Below are 14615 nucleotides of genomic sequence, written 5' to 3'. Positions count from 1 at the left end.
CGGAGGGATCAATACAGCGGCGGGATCTGGCCGACCCTGACCGGGCCGAGCAGCACGGCGCCGTCGACGAATTTCAGCGGGAAGCTGCGGGCCTTCTTGCCCTCCAGCGTGCTTTCGGTGCCGATCGAGTTGATGCCGGCGGCAACGCCGGCATTGGCGTTCTGCTTGATCACCTTGCCGAGGCCGGGCACCGCGCGGTCGAGCGCGCCGAACAGGTTGTTGAGATCCTGCGACTTCACGCCGGGCGCAACGCGGTCGAGCGTTGCCTGCGGCACGCCCTCCTCCAGCATCTTCTCGATGCCGAGCGCCGGGATCACGCGCTCGAGGCCCGTCACCGTCATCTGCAACTCGCCGTCGAGCCGGCCATTGACCGAGAGGCCGAGCGTGCCGGCTGCGATCGCAATCATCTCGCCTTGCTGGATCCGCGACTGCACGATCTCGATGTGACCGCCGGCGGCCTGGATCTCGCGGAAACGCTGCGGCCAGGGCTTTGGCGTGAGATCGGACAGGCCCGTGATCTTCGCGCGCGTGTCCGCCTCGAACGGCTCGGCGAGCAGGGGGTGAACGCCCTGGATGCTGCCTTGCGCGACGTGGAGCACGGTCTCGATCACGGGATGATCGGACTTCGATCCCTCCGCGAGACGCCCGTGCAGCTCGACCTGTTTGGCGCGCGCGAGCGGCACCTGAACGCTGCCGTCGACGCGGTTGATGACGGGATCATCGAACACGAGGGAGGCGCGGTCCGGCACGGCCGGCAAGCCGACCACGCTGCTGCGGCCCTTGCTCCAGTTCACCACGAAGGTGTTTTGCGTGACACCGTCGGTCAGCGTCGCGGGTGCGGAGAATTCGGCGATCACGAGCTTGGGATCGTAGACTTGGGCGATGACCAGGATGTTGTCGAGCTTGGCCGTGAACGGCGTCTTGCTGGCGTTCTGCGACACCAAGGCGACGCTGGCGCCGGAACACTGGACCTCGAAACGGAACGGGAAACCCGCGATCGAGCGCTTGGCGCAATCGTAGATGCGGCCGGCCTTGGCCTCCTGCGCCCGCCAGGCGTCTGCGGCGACTTCCGCCTGCGACGCGGCATAGAACCAGAAACAGCTCCACGCGACGGCGAGGATCAGGACAAGGATGGGGGCGATGAAAAGGCCCCAACGGGAACGCCGGCCTGCGGCAACGGTCATATCGGACATGCGGCGACCCTTTGACCCCTGATTCTGGCGAATGTAAGCGTGGCCGGCCCCCGACGAAAGGCTGAGAATTCGCTTCGTTTGGGGCCTCCACTCTGGTAGCCGTGCCCGAAATGTCCGAAATCACCCTCCCCTCCGTCACCACAGCCAAGGGCGACCTCTGGGTGTTCGGCTATGGCTCGCTGATGTGGCGGCCGGGCTTCGAATTTCAGGAACGCCTTCCCGCCCGGCTGGTCGGCGAGCATCGCGCGCTCTGCGTCTATTCTTTCGTCCATCGCGGCACGCCCGAGAAGCCGGGCCTGGTGCTCGGGCTCGACCGCGGCGGCGCCTGCCGCGGCATTGCTTTTCGCGTCGCTGAAAAGGACCGCGCCGACGTTGTCGCCTATTTGCGGGCGCGTGAACAGGTCACCTCGGTCTATCGCGAGGTGATCCGCTCGGTGTGGCTCGATAACGATGCACGTGAGCGCGTCTCCGCGCTCGCCTATGTCGTCGATCGCGGCCACGTCCAATATGCGGGCCGGCTGTCGCTCGCCGACCAGCACCGCCATGTCGTCCAGGGCCATGGCCAGTCCGGCGCCAACCGCGACTACGTGACGGCAACAGTGAAAGCGATCGAATCCGAAGGCTTTCGCGACGCACAACTGCATCAGCTTGCGACAATGTTGCACGATCATCACGCCGTCGATCCGCGCACGCAAACGTCGCTTGACCGGTAAAGGCCGCAGATCGCTGCACCGCTTTGTTTCTCGATAGAAACAGTCGGGATCATACTTTCGACCGACGACTTTTGACGCGACAAACCACCGCACCGCGATGCTCGCGGGAATTGCAAAAGCCTCCACCCGAGAGTAGACCTTGTCAGGTTCGTGTAATGAATCCGGAAGGACTGGGAATGCCAGGCAGCCTCGACAAGATCGCAGGCACGCTCACATTGGGGTTGGTATTTTATCTCACCTCGACGCATGAAAGCTTTGCCTATCTCGATCCCGGCGCAGGCAGCATGATCCTGACGTCGATCCTCGGAATCCTTGCAGCGACGATCTATACGCTCAAGGGATATCTGCATCGGATCACGAGCTTCTTCCGCAAAGAGCATCGCGACGCCACGCGCTCTCCGGCGCAGGAGCAAGACTGACCCTCAGCACGGACGCAGCGAGAATGCTCCAGTCCTCTCGGCTCAACGAGGAACTGATGACGCCGGAGCCGGGCTCGTTTCGCGATCCCGGCAATCAGGTTTTCTACCGCGACGAACAGGTCTTCCGGGCCCTCGATGCCGAGAGTGCTGCTCACTGGCATCAACTTCGCCAGACGCCGTTCTTTCAGGCGCTGGTCAAGCGCGGGGCCGTCATTGCCACCGAGACCGAAGACCGGCCCGACGTGAGAGCGGAGGCGCTTTCCGGCCGGTGGAGCGAGTTGCTCCGGCACGAGAGAATTCCGTTCATCTCCTATCCGTACGAGTGGACATTCGGCATGTTGAAGGATGCGGCCCTGCTGCACCTCGGCATTCTCGAAGACGCGCTCGCGAACGGCTGGACGCTCAAGGACGGCTCCGCCTACAACGTTCAGTGGCGGGGGCAGCAGCCCGTCTTCATCGACGTCTCGTCCTTCGAACTGTACCGCCCCGGCGATTCCTGGATCGGATATCGCCAGTTCTGCATGATGTTCCTCATTCCCCTGCTACTGAAGGCCCATCGCGGCATCGACACGGCGGCGCTGTGCCGAAGCGAGCTGGAAGGCATCGATCCGGAACAGGCGCTGAAGTTCCTCTCGGTGCGCGACATGTTCCGCCGCGGCGTCCTCTCCCACATCTATCTTCATGCCAGATTGCAGGCTCGCGCGCGGCGCGCCGAGGCTGCGGCATCTTCGGCTGCGCCCAAATGGGCGATCAGGCAGACCAGCGAAATGACGCTTCGCATGGTCCAGTCACTTACGCGACTGGTCGAAAAGCTCGAACGCCGGGGCGGCCGGACATCCTGGTCAACGTACGAAGAGACGCATTCCTACGATGATGCGTCCTTTTCCGAGAAGAAGGACTTCATCGAGCGGCATGTCGGCAGCCGGCGTTGGCCGCTCGTGTACGATCTCGGCTGCAACACCGGCACGTTCTCTCGCCTGTGCAGCGAACAGGCCGACTGCATCGTCGCGATCGACCAGGACGAACTGGCCGTCGACAAGCTCTACCAGCGCATCAGAACGCCGGAACGCGGCAACATCACGCCTCTGGTCATGCAGCTGAGCAACACGTCGCCGGACCAAGGCTGGCGCGGCCGTGAAAGAAAGTCGTTCGAGCATCGCGCCAGTCCCGATCTGATCCTGTGTCTTGCACTCATCCACCACATGGTGATTTCCGCAAACATTCCGTTGCGGGACTTCCTGGACTGGATTCGCGAGTTCGGAGCCAACGTCATTCTCGAATTCGTGGGGCCGGACGACGAAATGACGCTGCAATTGCTCCAGAACAGGCGTGGCGTTCATCCGGGCTACACGCAGGAGCAGTTTGAGTCCGTCGCAGGGTCGATGTTCGACATTCTGGATTCGGCGCCGCTCAAAGGCGGCCGCAGGCGGATCTATCTGCTCCAGCCGAAAGCACAGGCGCGCCCGGAGACCGCGACATGATCGCGAGGGCCGGCACGAACCGCGGCGCGGCCACCGAACGGGGTTCCTTCCTTCTGCATCTCGCGCTGTCGGCGATCGCGATCCCCCAGCCGTTCTATTCGGTCACCGGAACGACCCTGAATTTCTTCGTGGCCTGGCGAATGAGCGGGATCGAGTTCGCAGCGTGGATCCTGCTCATCTACGCAGTGCCGCCGCTCCTGACCTATTTGCTCGTCACACTCGGCTCCCGGCTGCACCGCTATCTCGGTCGGGCTTTGGCGTTCATCGTCTTCGCGACGTATATCTGGCTCGCGGTCACCAACGCCGTGCGGCAGCTGGCACGTCAGGCGCCGTTCATTCCAGGCTCGGAGCAAATCATCGCCGGAGCAGTGCTCCTGGCGCTGTCAGGCACCCTGGCATGGCTGCTTCTGTCGAAACCCGGGCTTCGCGGCGTGGTCCGGCTTCTCGGCGTGATGACGGTCGTCTTCCCCGCGTTGATGCTGCTGCGCGGCACCGAATTCGGCGTGATCCAACTGTCGCGGATTCCGCCTCCGCCAAAACTCGACATCGCCTCGCGGCCCAACGTCGTGCTCATCGTCTACGACGAATTTCCGCTCACCACGATCCTCGACGGCGACGGGCTGATCGACAAGGAGAAGTTTCCGAACTTCCACCAGCTCGCGCAGGGCAGCACCTGGTTTGCCGATGCGCGTTCGGTGTCGGGAGAGACCGAGACCGCCGTCCCCGCGATCATGTCCGGGCGACTGACGAAAGGCGACGCGCCCGCGACCTACGGGGTCTACCCGAAAAACATCTTCTACATGCTGGGCGCCAGCTACAATGTCCTGGACCTCCAGACCGTCACCAATCTCAACCCTTTCGGGCAGTCCGGAGATAATTTCGAGCCGTCGTTCTCCGCGCGGACATGGCGGATCGCGCGCGACGTCGCAATCATCTACGCCCACATCGTCACGCCGCCGCAATTCGTACGCAACCTTCCGCCAATCAACCGGCAGCACAACCGCTTCGGCGAAGACATTGCCGCGCTGCCGCACGGCACGCCGCATCATCAGCGGTTCATCGCTGCGCTGAGCGATGCGAAACAGCCGTTCCTTGCCGTCTATCACAACATCTACCCGCACAATGGCTGGAGCCATTACCCGTCGGGCACATCCTATCCGCCGCCGCGATGGGGTGACTACATCTCGCTCGATCGCAAGACCTCGAAGCTCAGCGTCGACAATGCGCGGATCATGCACGACACCCAGGCTCATCTGCTGCAATCGATGCATGCGGACAAGCTGCTCGGCGAAATCATTGCGCGATTGAAAGCGACCGGTGCATACGACCATTCGATGATCGTGGTCGTCGCCGATCACGGCGTCTCGTTGTGGCCGGGCGAGGCGCCGCGCGATCCGAACGTGTCTCACAAGTCCGACGTCGCGGCGATCCCTCTCCTGGTCAAGCTGCCGGAACAGGCCAATGCGCGCGTCTCACTCGACGAGGTGACGACGATCGACGTCTACCCAACCATCCTCGACTATCTCGGCTTTGACCGACCGGAGGATGTCCAGGGCACGTCGTTCCTCAACGCGATCCGACAGGCGGTGCCCGCCGAAACCGTCAAATCGACCGCGCATCGCGCAGACCCTACGCTCAAGCGGCGCCTCCGCTGGTTCGGAACGGGCGTTTCGAGCGCCGACCTGTACGGGTTTGGGGAGTTCCGGAATTACATCGGCCGGTCGGTCGGTGAATTCCAGTTCACCCTGACGCCCGGCACCGTCGCCAGGATGCTCGGGCCGAACGGTGTCAAGCGCACGGCAATTCCCGATTCCGCGCGCATCGATGTGCAGATCACAGGAGGCAAGCAGGATGGCGAGACGCGAAACATCCTGGTCGCGCTGGGCGATCGCTTCTGCGGCGCGACGCGGACGACCGATCTCGGCGAGGAGGATGTGGCCAATAGTTTCACGCTGATCCTCGCCGAGGAATGCCTCGATGGAATCGGCACGCGCGAGCTCAGGGTTTTTGCGGTCGATGCGTTCGATCATCTCGCCGAAATCCCAGTCGACAGGCTTTCCGCCGACCGCGTGGTCGCGGAGGTCGCCAAGCTGATCGGCGAGCTGAAAGCCGCGGAAGACAACCAGCAGCGACGCATGACGCTGTCTGCGTTGCGCGCGCGCGGCGTCGCCGTTCCGGATGCGCTGACGGGCGGCAGCGAATTGGCCGGCCCCTGGGGTGATTTCGTCGTGTCGCAGGACGGCCCGCGATGGGTGCTCGACTTCTATTCGGTCCCCGAGAGCGCCTGCGCGACGCTTCTGCTCGGCGCCAATCAGATCGAGGGCGTCGCCCAGCTTGCCACATCGGCGGCGTCAAAGGACGAAGCCGATGTTCCGGTGACGCCGGAGCACGTCAAGCAGGCCTGCGCGCAATCAAGCGATGGTTTTGTCCGGATCATCGTCGCGAACCGTCCCACCGCGCGCGACCAGCCGGCGCGACAGGTTTCTCCCGACGAGGTGGTCGCGGCGACCACTGAGCTCATCGGCGCTCTGCGACAGTCGCGCATCGCGACCGGCGGACGGATCGAATTGCAGACGCTGCGGAAAGCGGGCGTCACCGTGCCCGGCTTGTTTACGGCGGAAGACCGCTTGTCCCTGCCGTGGGGTGCGGTGGGCGTTCAGAAAGACGGCAAGCACTGGATCGTCGATCTGTATTCCGCGCCGAAGGCCGTCTGCACGGCCGTGCTCCTCGGCATGAGCGGAATTCCGGCAGTCACCAGGGTCGCGACGACGGGGCTCAGCAAGGACGAAACGAAGACGCCCGTCAGCGCCGATTTCGCCGAGCAGAATTGCCGCGAGCCTCAGGCGGACATCGTCAGGATCATCAGCACGGATGACGCGAGCGCGGCCGCGAATTGACGCGTCGCCTCTCGCCGCCTTTACGGAGCGCGATGTCCGCTCCCGGCGCCCGCATAGCTCGGCGCGGTGCCGATCAGCTGCTCCTGCTCCTTCCGCCCCGCTTCGACGAGACGGCCGGTGGCGTCTTCGATGGCGGTTTGCACGCGGGAGAGAAACTCGTCCTTGGGAAGGCCTGCCGGCAGCGGATCGAGGAACTCCACCACCAGCGTGCCGGGATAGCGCATGAAGGTGCGGCGCGGCCAGAACAGGCCGGAATTGAGCGCGATCGGCAGGCACTGCACGCCGCAGGACGCGTAGATCTGCGCAAAGCCGGTCTTGTAGTCGGGCACGTCGCCCGGCGCCCGGCGCGTGCCTTCCGGAAAGATCACGAGCTGGCCTCCCCCGCGCACCGCCTCACGGGCGCGGCGCGTCATGTCCAGCAGCGCCTTCACGCCGGCCTTGCGGTCGATCGCGATCATCCCGGTCTTGACCAGGAACTGACCGAACACCGGGATCTGCATCAGCTGACGCTTGAGGATGAAGATCGGGCGATGGAAGAAGCCCGGCAGCACGAACGTCTCCCAGAACGACTGGTGTTTTGCGACGATCACCAGCGGCCCTTGCGGGATCTTCTCGGTCCCGCGGAATTCCACCTTGATGTTGCAGACCACGCGCATCAGGACCAGCGTCGCCTTGGCCCACCATTGCGCGACCGTCAGCATGGCGCGCGGCGGCAACGCGAAGGTCGGCAGCGCCACGATCGCGAGGCACACCAGCACGGCGTAGAACAGCACGTTGAACAGGAGCGAGCGCAGGAAAATCAGAGGCATCGATGGTCCGATCAGTTGGCCTGTGCGGTCGCGGGCCGCTTTGGCGCCAGGCCTTGAGGCTGCTCCGACATCTCGGGCGAAAGGTCAATCCCGAAATCCTCCAGCCGCACCCTGAGCTCGGCCGCGATGTACTTGACATATTCGGACAGCAGCAGCCGCAAGGTCGAGGCCGAGGTCCACCACGGCTCCTCACGCCATTTGTCGCCGACCACCGCGAACGGGATCAGCGTCGTCTCCGGCATCGCATGCGAGAATTCCACCAGCGCGCGCGGCATGTGATAGTTCGAGGTGACCACGATCAGCGACCTGAAGCCGCGCCCCTCGGCCCAGCGCCGCGCCTCCGCCGCGTTGCCGCGGGTCGAGATTGCCGTGCGGTCGAGATCGACGCAGCAATGCATGAAGGACTGGTTCTCCGGCAAGGTCCGGGAGATGTCACTCGCGGTCGAGGTCGGATGCACGCCCGAGATCAGGAGCCGCTTGCCGTAGCCCGCAGCCAGCAGCTCCATCGCGTCCGACACCCGCGAGGAGCCGCCGGTCAGGACCACGATGCCGTCGGCCTTGCGGTCCGGCGCGATCTCGGCGCCGCGCAATTGCGACAGGAACGCGATGAAGCCCGCCGCCGCGCCGACGAAGGCGAGCGCGATCGTCGACACGACGACCGCGCGCAGCCAGCCGCGCGGCAGTTTCGGCGATCGATCGTCGGTCGGCGAGCTCATGTGATGTCGGTGATCCCTTCCCCGGACGATTTTAGGACGTTTTGAGGCGAAGTGGAGTCCGGTTTATCGGGCCTAATCGACGTCATTCAGTGTCGCGAACAGCGTCTGGCGCGAGGCGACCGCGGTGATGGCGCCGATCAGAACGGCCTGCACCGCGAGCACGACGTAGCCGGATGGCCGTAGCGAGAAGGTGCCGAGCAGAGCTGCGAACTGATCGCCAACCGGCGTGCCGGAGAACCAGCCCGCGATCGACTCGGAGAAGCCGAACACCAGCATGGCTGCACCACCACCGATCACGCCGCCCTCGAGGCCCAGCCGGAGGAAGTGACGCAGAAAGCGGTTGGCGATGTAGCGGTCGCCGGCGCCGACGAAATGCAGCACCTCGACGATCGGGCGGTTCGCCGCCATGGCACCGCGGGTCGCGAACGAGACCGAGATGATGGTGGCGATGATGACGAGCGCGAGGATGCCGATGCCGGCGAGCACGGTGGCGTTGGTCATCGAGCGCATCCGCTCGATCCAGGCGCGGTGATCGTCGACGCTGGCACTCGGCGCCGCCTGCGTCACGCGCGCGCGCAGGGCAGCGAGATCGATCGCCGTGCCCGGCTGCACACGCGCGATGATCATGCGCGGCACCGGCAGGTCGTCCATCGAGAGGCCCGTGCCGAGCCAGGGCTCGAGCAGCTTGCCGCTCTCGTCCTTGGTGAACGGCTTGACCTCGACGATGCCGGCCTGCGCGCGCATCGCTTCCGTCACCGCCGCGGTGTCGCGGTCGAGATCGCGGCCGGTCTGCGGGCGGACCTGGATGGTGATTTCGCTGGCGACATCCGACTGCCATTCCGCGGCGGAGGCGCTGACCAGCAGCACCGTGCCCGTGGTCATCGATGCCAGGAACGTCATGATGGCGACGACGGCGACCAGCGCGCGTCCGTGGATCGAGGCGCGCGGCACGATCGGCGACAGATTCCGCGCCCTGGCCGGAAGCGGCGGACGCTCCTGTCCGAGGTCGACCAGAACGCCGCGTTCGTCGGTCCTACTCATAGACGTGCAAACGTCCCTGGTGCAGCACGAAGCGGCGCGCTTCGTACTGGTCCATCAGCGCGATGTCATGGGTCGCGATGATGACGGCAGTCCCTGATTTGTTGAGCTCGATGAACAACCGCAGCAGCCGGCGGCCGAGCGTCGGATCGACGCTGCCCGTCGGCTCGTCCGCGAGCAGCAGCTGCGGTCGCGAGATCACCGCGCGCGCGATCGCCGCGCGCTGCTTCTCGCCGCCCGACAGGATCGGCGGCAACGCATCCATGCGGTCGCCGAGACCGACCCAGCGTAGCAGGTCGATCACCTCCTTGCGGTAGCTCGACTCGCTGCGGCCCATGACGCGGAACGGCAGCGCGACGTTCTCATAGGTCGTCATGTGGTCGAGCAGGCGGAAATCCTGCAGCACGATGCCGATGCGCTTGCGCAGATCGGCGATCTCGTCCTTGCCGAGCTGCGAGATGTCATGACCGAACAGATTGACGAGGCCGCGCGTCGGCCGGTGCGACAGGAACAACAGGCGCAAGAGTGACGTCTTGCCGGCGCCGGAGGGGCCGGTCAGGAACTGGAACGAATGCGCCGGGATCTGGAAACTGAGGTCGCGCAGAATCTCCGGCCCCAGTCCGTAACGCAATCCGACATTTTCGAACCGAACCAAGTTCAGCTCCGTTCGAGAGGAGGCCGCGCTGCGGCACCCCACCACACGCGATCAAGGGGTTGTGCGACCGTTATGGTTTCCGGTTCGTTAACGGTCGCCCTGTAGCATTTGGGATGCCCGGCTCTCTTCGCCCGTGGCATCGTCAAGACCAGTCCGTGCATCAAGGCTCGTGTCCATGCATATCGTCTGCCCCCATTGTACGACATCCTACGCCATCAAGCTTGCGAGCCTGGGGGCGAACGGCCGGACGGTCCGCTGTTCCCGCTGCAAGGAGACCTGGGTCGCCTATGCCGAGGATGCCATCGAGGAGGCATCCGTCCCGGCCATGGCCGCGGCCAGCCAGTCTGACGACCAGTCCGACCTTGCCGCGGAATGGAACTCCTACGCCAAGGACGACACCGCCGCCGAGACGCCTGTTGTCGACAGCCCCTCGATCGCCAGCGACTGGCCGGCCGAGGACAGCAGGGAGATCGAGGACGAATGGTCCGCGGCAGCCCGGGCCGCCGAGGAAGAGGTCGTGGGCGCGCAGCACCAGTCCTGGATCCGCGGCCTGTTCAGCCGCCGCGGGGCAAAGGTAAGGCGTGAGGCCCCCGCCGTGGCGCCGCGAAAATCCCATTTCGGCCTGCCAACGGCCTGCGCCGCCATGGGCGCGCTGGTGCTGGCCCTGATCGTCTGGCGCGGCGACATGGTCCGACTGCTGCCGCAGACGGCGGCGTTCTACAAGATGGTCGGCTTTGACGTGAACCTGCGCGGGCTGGCCTTCAAGGACGTCAAGCTCTCCAGCGAGACCGTGGACGGTAAGCAGGTGCTGGTGATCGAGGGCGTGATCGTCGGCCAAAGCAAGAAGCCACTCGATATCCCGCGGCTGCGTTTTGCGGTGCGCGACGCGCAAGGCGCGGAGATTTACGCCTGGAACACCGTGCTGGAACAGACCGTACTCCAGCCGGGCGAGCGAGCCTTCTTCCGCTCGCGCCTCGCCTCGCCGCCGCCGGAGGGCCGCAATATCGACGTTCGCTTCTTCAACCGGCGCGACATTGCCGGCGGCAGCGTATAATCGATTTCGCAGGGAAAGTTGGCCGCGAGGTTGGTCCCAAGGTTGGTCTCATGCCGAAAATCCTGATCGCCGACGACGAGGATTCGATGCGCCAGCTGGTGGCGCGCGCCATCGCCATGGACGGCCACGAGACCGTCACCGCGCAGGACGGCGCCGAGGCGCTGGAGATCCTGACCAGTGCGGACGGCGCGTTCGATCTGCTGCTCACCGACATCCAGATGCCTGTGATGGACGGCATTGCGCTGGCACTCTCCGCCGCGCGCGATTTCCCCGACCTGACCATTTTGCTGATGACCGGTTTTGCCGATCAGCGCGAGCGCGCGTCCAATCTCAATGCGCTGGTGCATGATGTCGTGACAAAGCCGTTCTCGGTCGCAGATATCCGCACGGCGGTGGCGGACGCGCTGGCGGCGAAGAAGGGTTAGCGGGCGGCCGCCACGCATTCCGCTGTCATGCCCCGGCTTGACCGGGGCATCCAGTACGCCATGGCCTCTCGGTTCAATCGCAATCGTCTCTGGAATACTGGATCGCCCGATCAAGTCGGGCGATGACACCACGTGTGACGTCAAAAATCCTTCAGCAGTCGCTCGAGATAATCGAGCTCGAGCTGCGGGCGGGCGGGATCGCTCAGGCGGCGGCGAAGCTCTTCGAGAATGCGCCGCGCCCGCTGGGCGTCGATCTCGCCGGGAATCTTGACCGAGAAATCGTCGCTATATTCCTTGCCGCGCAGCGGCCGGCCCAACGGATCAGTGCGCTCGCCGCCGCTCTGCTGGCGGCCGACAGACTGACCGGGACCCTCGCCGTCACCGGGCTCCTGGCCTTCGCCATTCTGCTGCCCGCCAAGCGCGTCGGCGAGATCTTGCATGCCCTTGCGCAGGGCGTCGATGGCCTTGCCCTGTGACGACGTCGCGCCGTCGGCATCGCCTTCGCCGATCTGATTGCCGGCGTCTCCCATGGCGTTCTCGGCGGCGTCGAAGCCGTCATCGCCATCCTGATCGCCGTCCTGGCCCTGGCCCTGCTGTCCTTGCTGGCCCTGCTGCCCCGGCTGCTTCTGCCCGCGCTGGCCTTTCTGGCCATCCTGCTGCAAGCCCATCTCGGCGAGCTTCTTCTTGAGGGCCTCCAGCCGCTTCTTCAATTGCTCCTGCCGGCCCTGCGTATCCTGCGAGCCCTCGCGCGACGCGGAGGGATCGTTCGGATCGGGATAGAGATATTTCTCCATGTCCCGGATGGCCTTGGACTGCTGGCCGACGCTCTCGTCCGAATTCTTGCCCTTCAGGCTGTCGGCGGATTGCTTCATCGAGCGCTCGGCGCTGTCGAGCAGCGCATCGAGGCTCTTCTGGTCGGCGCGCGACGACTGGGCGAAGCCAATCGAAGCCGTGGAGCAGGACAGAGCAAGGACGAAACAAGCCGTTGCGAGCGTTCCGCGCGCGACCTTCCTGCTTTGGCGGATCGATGTGTGTCTCATGAGCTATCTCGCTCCCTGGGATTCACGCCAGGTCCTGAGCTCCTCGCGCAAGGAGTCCTGCTGCTTTGCCAAATCCTCCAGCTGATCGCTGGTCGCGCCGCGCGTCTTCTGCCGCAGCTCTCTCGATTTGCGCAGTATCTCGGCGACTTTGGGCGGCAGCGGTTTGGTACGCTGGCCGCGCTTGGAATCCTTGCTTTGCCGGTCGGTCTCGTCGCGAAGCGCGTTCTGCTCGCGGAGCAGATCGTTCAGCTCGCGCGCAATCTCGTCCATCTCTTTCTGCTCGGCGCTGGGCGGCCCAGGCGGATTTTCCAGCGCCCGCGCCAGGCGATCCAGCTCGCGCGCGGCAGCTTCGCGATTGCCGCGCTGGATCTGCCGCTCGATGCGCTTCATCTGGTCGTCGAGGCCGATCGCCGGCCGCGCCAGCGGATTGCTGCGCATCTGCTGCGCGTACTGCCGCATGTAATTGTCGAGCGCGGTGCGCAGATTGTCCATGAGCTTCTTGAGCTCTTCGTCGCTGGCGCCGCGCTGAAGCGCCTGCTTGAGCGCGTCCTGCGCCGCGCGCAATGCCTTGGCGACGTCGCTGATATTGCCGTCCTCGATCGTCACCGCGAGCGCCCAAAGGCTCGCCACGACCTCGCGCAGGGAATCGTCGGTGCGCGCGGCTTCGAGCTCGCGCGCGACGCTGTGCAGGCCGAGATACTGCCCGGGCTCCGGCGTGAACATCTCGGGCGCGATCATCAATGCGTCGAGCGCGGAATAGACGTCTGAATTCTTGTTGGCGTCCAGCGCAAGGATGCGGCGCTGCTCGATCAGCGCGCGGGCGAGCGGCTTGGTGAACAGCCGGCCCGGCAGGCGCATGTTGAACGGCTCGCTCTTCGCCTCGTTGCCGGCCTCGTCCTTGGCGGTGAGCGTCAGCGTGACATCGGCGCCGGAATAGGGATCCTCGCTGAGGTCTTTCACCGTCTGGCCGACGCCGTTGCGGGTCCGTGCATTGGGCAGCGTCAGCGCGAATTGCGGCGGCTGGTAAAGCGGCCGCGCGGCCTTGCCGTCGGTGTCATTGGTCGCGTCGGTGCCTTCGGCGGCGCGCGGAACAATCTGCGCTGCCGCACCGGTGACACCGTAATCGTCCTCGATCTTGTAGGAGAGCTGCAACGCGCCGTAGGCCTGACGCTCAGGATCCTTCGCGAGCGCGATGGTCGGCGCCCGGTCCGGCGTCGCCGTGAAGGCCCATTGCGGCTGGCCCGAGGGCGCGCGGACATGCGCGGTGCCATCACCCGCGATGGTGAAATGCTTCTCGCTTGTACCCTTCGGCGCAGCCTCGGTGGGCGCGATCTCCTTGAGGCCGCCGGACGTCGCGACATCCAGATTGCCACCGGAGGAGCGCACGATCAGGGTCGAACCGGCGGGAACCGCGAGCGGGCCGCTGGCGGGCAGCGCCGCGGCCTCCTTGTTGGCGGCGGACAGAATGACCGGCGGCTTGCCGGTGTAGAGCGGCGGGGTGACCCAGGCATCGACGCGGACATTGGTCGGCGCCAGCACGCCCTTCCAGTCGAACGCAGCCCCGAGCCGCATCGCGCGCTCGTCGCCGGCGGCGAAGAAGGTCGCAACCAGCATCACCATGACCAGGGCACGCAGCGCCCAGGGGTCGTGCAGCGCAAGGCGCGGATGCGGCAAACCGGCGCGGATGCGCTTGAGCGAGGCCAGCGTGCGCTCGCGCTGCGCCTGCCACAGCGCCAGCGCCACCGGGTCCTTCGAGCTCAGCGTGTCCGTCAGCGTCGTCGCCGGGCGATGACGGATGCCGGAGCCACGGTCGAGCCGGCCCAAGGCCTCGTCGCGGCCCGGCCAGCGGAAACGAATCAAGGGGACGAGAGCGGCGATGGCGGCGCCGGCGAAAATGACGAGGCCGATGACACGGATGACAGACGGCAGCACCAGCCACAGGCCGGCCCACGATGCCACCAGAAACAGGCCGACAACAGTCAGCACCCGCGCCAGATGCGGCCAGGCACGCTCCCACGCGATGGCATAAGTGGCCCGCTCGAGGGCCTGCGCCAGCTTCAGCCGCGACAGAGCGTCGCCGTCGCGGATCGGGTCTGACGGGTCGGGGGTGACGCCGTTCAATCAACTCTCCAGGTTGCCCGGTAGGGAAACGTACCACAACGGCAGCACTGAGGC

Annotated in this window: 13 protein-coding genes; 6 read left to right on the top strand and 7 right to left on the bottom strand. The window is 65.4% G+C overall.

Features of this window, described 5'->3' with window-relative positions:
• Nucleotides 1-8: 8 nt before the first annotated feature.
• Nucleotides 9-1193, bottom strand: coding sequence for a DUF2125 domain-containing protein (locus AB7532_RS04540; RefSeq protein ID WP_441233637.1), 1185 nt, complete (start codon nucleotides 1191-1193; stop codon nucleotides 9-11).
• Nucleotides 1194-1303: 110 nt separating this feature from the next.
• On the opposite strand from AB7532_RS04540, the gene AB7532_RS04535 reads away from it, so the two are divergent.
• From AB7532_RS04535 to AB7532_RS04520, 4 genes are all read left to right on the top strand, one after another.
• The gene (locus AB7532_RS04535) at nucleotides 1304-1906 is read left to right on the top strand and encodes a gamma-glutamylcyclotransferase (protein ID WP_441233636.1); all 603 of its coding nucleotides are present in this window, start codon (nucleotides 1304-1306) and stop codon (nucleotides 1904-1906) included.
• A gap of 176 nt (nucleotides 1907-2082) precedes the next feature.
• Nucleotides 2083-2325: a hypothetical protein gene (locus AB7532_RS04530; RefSeq protein WP_441233635.1), complete on the top strand. Its 243-nt coding sequence runs from the start codon at nucleotides 2083-2085 to the stop codon at nucleotides 2323-2325.
• Between the two features lie 23 nt (nucleotides 2326-2348).
• On the top strand, nucleotides 2349-3806 hold the full coding sequence (locus AB7532_RS04525) for a class I SAM-dependent methyltransferase (RefSeq protein ID WP_441233634.1): 1458 nt from the start codon (nucleotides 2349-2351) through the stop codon (nucleotides 3804-3806).
• The gene (locus AB7532_RS04520) at nucleotides 3803-6703 is read left to right on the top strand and encodes a sulfatase-like hydrolase/transferase (RefSeq protein ID WP_441233633.1); all 2901 of its coding nucleotides are present in this window, start codon (nucleotides 3803-3805) and stop codon (nucleotides 6701-6703) included. Before AB7532_RS04525 ends, AB7532_RS04520 begins: the two co-directional genes overlap by 4 nt.
• A gap of 20 nt (nucleotides 6704-6723) precedes the next feature.
• Here AB7532_RS04520 and AB7532_RS04515 read toward each other — a convergent pair whose 3' ends face one another.
• The 4 genes from AB7532_RS04515 to ftsE all read right to left on the bottom strand — a co-directional run bounded on the left by AB7532_RS04515 (nucleotide 6724) and on the right by ftsE (nucleotide 9921).
• Nucleotides 6724-7512: a lysophospholipid acyltransferase family protein gene (locus AB7532_RS04515; protein WP_441233632.1), complete on the bottom strand. Its 789-nt coding sequence runs from the start codon at nucleotides 7510-7512 to the stop codon at nucleotides 6724-6726.
• An 11-nt stretch (nucleotides 7513-7523) separates the two neighbouring features.
• A complete protein-coding gene (locus AB7532_RS04510; RefSeq protein WP_441233631.1) occupies nucleotides 7524-8228 on the bottom strand; it encodes a YdcF family protein in 705 nt (234 codons plus the stop codon).
• Between the two features lie 72 nt (nucleotides 8229-8300).
• Nucleotides 8301-9269, bottom strand: coding sequence for a cell division protein FtsX (locus AB7532_RS04505; protein WP_441233630.1), 969 nt, complete (start codon nucleotides 9267-9269; stop codon nucleotides 8301-8303).
• Nucleotides 9262-9921 (bottom strand): cell division ATP-binding protein FtsE, encoded by a 660-nt coding sequence (gene ftsE, locus AB7532_RS04500; RefSeq protein ID WP_128954174.1) that lies wholly within the window; start codon nucleotides 9919-9921, stop codon nucleotides 9262-9264. Before ftsE ends, AB7532_RS04505 begins: the two co-directional genes overlap by 8 nt.
• Before the next feature lie 175 nt (nucleotides 9922-10096).
• Here ftsE and AB7532_RS04495 point away from each other — a divergent pair, with 175 nt between their 5' ends.
• Together AB7532_RS04495 and AB7532_RS04490 are read left to right on the top strand one after the other, a co-directional pair.
• On the top strand, nucleotides 10097-10975 hold the full coding sequence (locus AB7532_RS04495; protein WP_441233629.1) for an MJ0042-type zinc finger domain-containing protein: 879 nt from the start codon (nucleotides 10097-10099) through the stop codon (nucleotides 10973-10975).
• A 50-nt stretch (nucleotides 10976-11025) separates the two neighbouring features.
• Nucleotides 11026-11400 carry a response regulator gene (locus tag AB7532_RS04490; protein WP_441233628.1) on the top strand — a complete coding sequence of 125 codons (375 nt, stop codon included), beginning with the start codon at nucleotides 11026-11028 and terminating at the stop codon, nucleotides 11398-11400.
• 140 nt (nucleotides 11401-11540) lie between these two features.
• Here the strand turns inward: AB7532_RS04490 and AB7532_RS04485 are convergent, their stop codons facing one another.
• Both AB7532_RS04485 and AB7532_RS04480 read right to left on the bottom strand, forming a co-directional pair.
• Nucleotides 11541-12440: a DUF4175 family protein gene (locus AB7532_RS04485; protein WP_441233627.1), complete on the bottom strand. Its 900-nt coding sequence runs from the start codon at nucleotides 12438-12440 to the stop codon at nucleotides 11541-11543.
• A gap of 3 nt (nucleotides 12441-12443) precedes the next feature.
• The gene (locus AB7532_RS04480; protein ID WP_441233626.1) at nucleotides 12444-14561 is read right to left on the bottom strand and encodes a TIGR02302 family protein; all 2118 of its coding nucleotides are present in this window, start codon (nucleotides 14559-14561) and stop codon (nucleotides 12444-12446) included.
• Nucleotides 14562-14615: the final 54 nt, after the last annotated feature.

Origin of the sequence: Bradyrhizobium sp. 930_D9_N1_4, from assembly GCF_052076015.1 — a bacterium.
GTDB lineage: Bacteria > Pseudomonadota > Alphaproteobacteria > Rhizobiales > Xanthobacteraceae > Bradyrhizobium.
This window is presented reverse-complemented; position numbering and strand designations above follow the sequence as displayed.

Bases quoted from the DNA above. Each gene is read 5' to 3' on its own strand.
- AB7532_RS04540 (WP_441233637.1), bottom strand. From the start codon at position 1,193: ATGTCCGATATGACCGTTGCCGCAGGCCGGCGTTCCCGTTGGGGCCTT.
- AB7532_RS04535 (WP_441233636.1), top strand. From the start codon at position 1,304: ATGTCCGAAATCACCCTCCCCTCCGTCACCACAGCCAAGGGCGACCTC.
- AB7532_RS04530 (WP_441233635.1), top strand. From the start codon at position 2,083: ATGCCAGGCAGCCTCGACAAGATCGCAGGCACGCTCACATTGGGGTTG.
- AB7532_RS04525 (WP_441233634.1), top strand. From the start codon at position 2,349: ATGCTCCAGTCCTCTCGGCTCAACGAGGAACTGATGACGCCGGAGCCG.
- AB7532_RS04520 (WP_441233633.1), top strand. From the start codon at position 3,803: ATGATCGCGAGGGCCGGCACGAACCGCGGCGCGGCCACCGAACGGGGT.
- AB7532_RS04515 (WP_441233632.1), bottom strand. From the start codon at position 7,512: ATGCCTCTGATTTTCCTGCGCTCGCTCCTGTTCAACGTGCTGTTCTAC.
- AB7532_RS04510 (WP_441233631.1), bottom strand. From the start codon at position 8,228: ATGAGCTCGCCGACCGACGATCGATCGCCGAAACTGCCGCGCGGCTGG.
- AB7532_RS04505 (WP_441233630.1), bottom strand. From the start codon at position 9,269: ATGAGTAGGACCGACGAACGCGGCGTTCTGGTCGACCTCGGACAGGAG.
- AB7532_RS04495 (WP_441233629.1), top strand. From the start codon at position 10,097: ATGCATATCGTCTGCCCCCATTGTACGACATCCTACGCCATCAAGCTT.
- AB7532_RS04490 (WP_441233628.1), top strand. From the start codon at position 11,026: ATGCCGAAAATCCTGATCGCCGACGACGAGGATTCGATGCGCCAGCTG.
- AB7532_RS04485 (WP_441233627.1), bottom strand. From the start codon at position 12,440: ATGAGACACACATCGATCCGCCAAAGCAGGAAGGTCGCGCGCGGAACG.